Source organism: Psychrobacter sp. TB20-MNA-CIBAN-0197, assembly GCF_040309765.1.
In the GTDB taxonomy this organism is placed as follows: domain Bacteria; phylum Pseudomonadota; class Gammaproteobacteria; order Pseudomonadales; family Moraxellaceae; genus Psychrobacter; species Psychrobacter submarinus.
On sequence record NZ_JBEOPC010000565.1, the window covers coordinates 1 to 273 of the forward strand.

The window sequence follows — 273 nt, forward strand, 5'->3', positions numbered from 1 at the left end:
CTGTAAGGCTCTTCCCCTGTGGAGCAACCTGCAGACCAGATTCTTACTCGTTTACTGTTTTTATTTGCCTTTAAAAGAGCAGGTACAAGCTCAGTTTTTATAAATTCAAAGTGATGTATTTCACGAAAAAAAGACGTTAAGTTCGTTGTTATTGCATTAATAAAGGCATCAAATTCCTGATCTTTATGACTATTCAGATACTCTAAGTAAGCTTTAAAATCAGTTAATTTACGCTCCCTAATACGTCTTGCTAAGCGTGAATAAACCATCTCT

The 273-nt window shown here is 35.2% G+C and carries 1 protein-coding gene; it reads right to left on the bottom strand.

The genetic code is table 11. From position 1 onward, the window contains the following. Positions 1 to 273, bottom strand: a 273-nt coding sequence (locus AAEY83_RS14980; protein WP_351060140.1) for a CheR family methyltransferase, incomplete at both ends; no start/stop codon positions are given.